We start from the raw sequence: 4,307 nt of genomic DNA on the forward strand, positions 1-4,307 counted from the left end.
TAACTGTGTTAAAAATCTTTCATTTTGAACAACTAAATAGCAAAATTTTCGCCGTGTTATCGACGATATTTTCTCGCCTCAAAATAGAACACTTAATTAAGCGAATTGGTATTACTTCAGCTATCAGATAAACGTAACAGGCACATAAAAAGGAATTCGTCATGATCAAAGTCAGCGTTCTATACCCCAAAGGGGAAAATATTACGTTTGATACGGACTATTATTGTAACAAGCATATTCCGTTAGCAAAGGCACGGTTTGGCTCGACATGTAAGAAGGTCGAGGTAGAAGCTGGCATAGGTGAAGAGGCGCCCTATATAGCGGTCGGTAACTTGTACTTTGAGAGCGTTGAAGCTTTTCAGTTTGCTTTTGCACAGCACGAAGCTGAGCTCATGGGAGATGTAGTAAATTATACCAATGCAACGCCTGTGGTGCAGATGAGTAAAGTACTCATATCGTAAAGCGTATTGCTTTGTAACTTCGGCATAGATGCTCTAACGTACTGATGTCAGCTACGACTGTTGTTGTGTACCTAGGTGGGGCAAGTGACGTGCCATAAGCGTAATGATACTCAAATGGCACAGGTGCTCGATGCGTTAAGCGATTGATAGAGTATTTGTTTGAGGCTTACTCAATAGCAGTGATAAAGTGGTATTTGTCAGAATCAGCCTGGGTTAGCCAGTGTTCACCGTTAAAGGGTGCTGACTTCAGTGTAAAGATGTAAAAGTCGATGCCATGCTGGCCCATCATCTTCTCAAAATAGGTCGCTTGCTTACGGTGGCTTGCATCCGTATAGGGAATGTCCAAAGCCGTTTTTTCACCGTTACCCCAGCTGTGTACACCAATTTGTTTATTGTCTTCTATTGCTATTGTATCACTCGCTTTTTGTAAAATACGCGGATCACCTGCTGCAAAAAGGTCGGTTCCACCCGAAAAAACGGAACCTGTTCGGGTGACGAGGGTTGTCATTTTATTGTCTCTGATCAGCAGCCCGGTATACATATTGATGTCGTCGTCTGCACTACCGCCAATATGGGTTGAAAACGCCAGGGTCATTTCGGAACTTTCAAATCGGCCCGTTATATCTTTCATTTGCAAGTAAGTTGTCACGCCCAGTGTTGCGTTGATCCGCTCATTTTTACCATCATTCTTAAGTACTTCACGAAAAAAATCGCTGAATGCAAAAGAAGTGTTGATTGTGACTTTATTGTCTTTATCGCTCGCAATCAGCACGGTGTTACCAATGCTGCCTATGTGTTCGAGCGCGTCAGTCTGGAATTCTACTTGAATATTAGATTTTTTGTTTTGAGTAATGGCTTGGATTACCGTGCTGTTATCAGAGCTTGTACGAGTAGACTCGCCGCATTTAAAAATATCCGTAATGACAGAGGGCTGGTAAATCAAACAGTCACCGTCGTCAGCATTACTCAACCACAAGTCTATTGTGTTGCTGTCTGAATCTTGAAGTTTGAGTACCCATTGCCCTTCATCTAACTTTTCAGCGTACTTAACCTGATTGTAAGACCTCCCTTCAAAACTCATTTTAACAGAAGTCAGTATCTGGTTACGTTCAGTGAGCAGAGCCTCCAGCTCAGAGTTTGAAAAATTATGATCTGCTACTGGTCGCTCTGTTTTAGCAGGCGTGACCGACTTGGTCGTCGTTATTGGACTGCTCGATTTAGATGAGCCCGAATTACATCCCGTCACAGAGGCTATACAGGCTGCAACCATCATTAGTTTATAGATTTTCATAGCGATATCTCCACGCAAAAATTTTGTTGAATGCATGATAAAGAAGGGGGAGGGTGGCTTCAGTCATAAAGATGTATGGGAATGTATTTCGGGCTCTGACAAAGCGCGGGTATACTGTTGTTATTAGTGGAATATAAAATTTGGTGACCATGACCCAGCAACATATGCTAATCATCGAAGATGACGAGAAACTTCGAAGACTTCTTAGTGAATACTTTATCAATCAGGGATTTAACGTAACAACTCTGGAAGATGGTAGCCATGCAGTCAGCATTATGTGTGAGACACAACCGGACATCGTTTTACTCGATTTAATGTTGCCTGTCACCGACGGGCTGACAATATGCAGACAAAGCCGTAATCAGTTTCGGGGTAAGATTTTAATCCTGACAGCGAGCAATGATGACTTTGACCATGTTGCAGGTTTGGAGATTGGTGCAGATGACTATGTGATGAAACCAATCAAACCAAGAGTGCTGCTTGCTCGTGTGCGTTCCTTGCTTCGCCGACCAAGTCATGAAATGGAAGCAGACCCGGAGATTGTGAGGCTAGGCCTGCTCAGGCTTGAAAATAAATACAAGCGCTGCGAACTGGATGGCAAGGTTATTCAACTAACCGACAGTGAATTTGATCTGCTGTGGATTTTAGCCAGTCACCCAGACCAAGTGATGTCGCGGGATGAGCTGACCAGAGCATTGCGTGGTATCGAGTATGATGGTGTCGATCGAACGGTAGACAACAAAATCGTGCGCCTACGCAAGCTGCTCAATGACAGTCAGGAAGCATCAAAGCGGATCCTGACAATAAGAGGCAAAGGCTATTTGTTTGTCAGTACGGCGTGGTCGTTGTAACTATCGGATTAACCCTATCCAGGCAGGGAAATAATGAAACGCATCTTTGTTGAATCACTGGCCATCCTGTTTGCCTGCTTTATCGGAGCACTGGTTGCTTATGAAATTCTTGTTTACGAATTGGCAGTAGACTATGAGTTTATACTGGAAGATGATGAGGCACTGGCACATCAACAGTTGCTACAGAATATCGCCGATCATCAAGGAGGGCCGTCTGCACTGGAGGCAATGAAGCAGTATGCACAGCAATCCCATTTGCTTCTGCAGTCACATGAGAGACCTCCCGCAATTGTCTCACAATTTTTCAATGAGAATTCATCGCAGTATATTTATTTTGATGAGGACCGCATTTTGTGGTTTCGCCTGTCGGGAAATACAGCCATATTCAGTTATGTGCCTGACCACAGTAGTGTTGTCAGGCAGAAAATTGATTTGGAAGAGGATCTGGCATGGATCTTTATGCTTGGTAGTTTCGTTATCTTCAACCTGGCTAATATTTGGTTGATTCTGCGTCGTGCCAGAAAGCTGGAAAATACAACACGACGTTTTGCCCGGGGGGATTTGTCGTGTCGGGCAGATTTATCCAGTTCCAACAGGTTAGGCTCTCTCAACCAGTCATTTAACGATATGGCTGATCGCATTGCACAGTTAATTGAGAGCAACCGAGCACTGACCAATGCTGTCGCCCATGAGCTTCGTACACCAATATTTCGTGTACAGTGGCAGGCTGAATTATTGCAAGAAACGAAACTGGATGAGTCACAAGTGGCGACGGTTAATAGCATCATTGAAGACTCGGAGGAAATGGAGCATATGGTTGATGAGCTACTGCATTATACCAGATTGGAAAACGATCATGGTGTACTGTCGCTGGAAACCATTGAATTGGCTGCATTATTAAGTGACAGTAAAAAACGGTGGCAAAAAGATAAGCCGTGCACTGTGAACCTGACAATCCAAGTTACCCCAGACAGGCTCATTGTAGTGGCTGACAAGCGATTACTTATGCGGGCGCTCGACAACCTGGTACGCAATGCTTTTAAATATGCTGATAACGAAGTACGTTTGGTATGTTATGCGCAGGCGCAGTTAGTATATATTTCCGTACATGATGATGGCCCGGGAGTATCTCGGGCGCACCAGGACCATATTTTTGAGCCCTTTTATGTCGCTGATAAAGCAAGAAATAAATCACAAAGTGGGCATGGACTTGGGTTATCAATAGTTAGAAAAATATGCGATCAACACTCAGGCATGATAGAGGTTGGCACCAGCGAGATACTCAACGGTGCTATGTTCACTTTGGTGCTGCCTGCAAGCTATGATAAATCGGGCTAATGAGTATTGGGGGGTGACGTTTATCCCTTGCACGCTTCAGTGTGCTTTTCTGCGCCTTTCTTTGGGGTATTTACTTGAGTTTTGGTCGTTGTCTTTACTACTGAGTATAAACTTGTATAGCTACTTAAGCAGCACACCAGCTGATTGAGTTAAAAGCAGGACCATCCCGGCCAGCAAATTGGCATAACCGGCATTATGTCATCACTACAAAAAGCAGAGCTAGACGTGTCAATAATGGTTTTCCGCATTGTCTCAATGAACATGGGCCCGAGTTTTATCTATTTATACTCAACTTTTTTAAATGCGTCATATACCGCTAGGTGTAGGGTATCTCCGTGATCCAGCTCTTCAAAATAACGAAAGTGC

Annotated in this window: 4 protein-coding genes; 3 read left to right on the forward strand and 1 reads right to left on the reverse strand. The window is 43.8% G+C overall.

The annotated features are described in order from the left end of the window. Positions 1–161: 161 nt before the first annotated feature. Positions 162–461, forward strand: a complete 300-nt coding sequence (locus CWB98_RS20585) for an EthD family reductase (protein WP_138546539.1) — start codon at positions 162–164, stop codon at positions 459–461. A 166-nt stretch (positions 462–627) separates the two neighbouring features. Here the strand turns inward: CWB98_RS20585 and CWB98_RS20590 are convergent, their stop codons facing one another. Continuing rightward, positions 628–1,752: an alpha/beta hydrolase gene (locus CWB98_RS20590; RefSeq protein ID WP_138546540.1), complete on the reverse strand. Its 1,125-nt coding sequence runs from the start codon at positions 1,750–1,752 to the stop codon at positions 628–630. Positions 1,753–1,901: 149 nt separating this feature from the next. On the opposite strand from CWB98_RS20590, the gene CWB98_RS20595 reads away from it, so the two are divergent. Together CWB98_RS20595 and CWB98_RS20600 are read left to right on the forward strand one after the other, a co-directional pair. Continuing rightward, positions 1,902–2,603: a response regulator transcription factor gene (locus CWB98_RS20595; protein ID WP_138546541.1), complete on the forward strand. Its 702-nt coding sequence runs from the start codon at positions 1,902–1,904 to the stop codon at positions 2,601–2,603. A gap of 33 nt (positions 2,604–2,636) precedes the next feature. Next, positions 2,637–3,941: an ATP-binding protein gene (locus CWB98_RS20600; RefSeq protein ID WP_138546542.1), complete on the forward strand. Its 1,305-nt coding sequence runs from the start codon at positions 2,637–2,639 to the stop codon at positions 3,939–3,941. The last annotated feature ends 366 nt before the right edge of the window (positions 3,942–4,307 follow it).

Origin of the sequence: Pseudoalteromonas rubra (genome assembly GCF_005887115.1) — a bacterium.
Taxonomy (GTDB): Bacteria; Pseudomonadota; Gammaproteobacteria; order Enterobacterales; family Alteromonadaceae; genus Pseudoalteromonas; species Pseudoalteromonas rubra_F.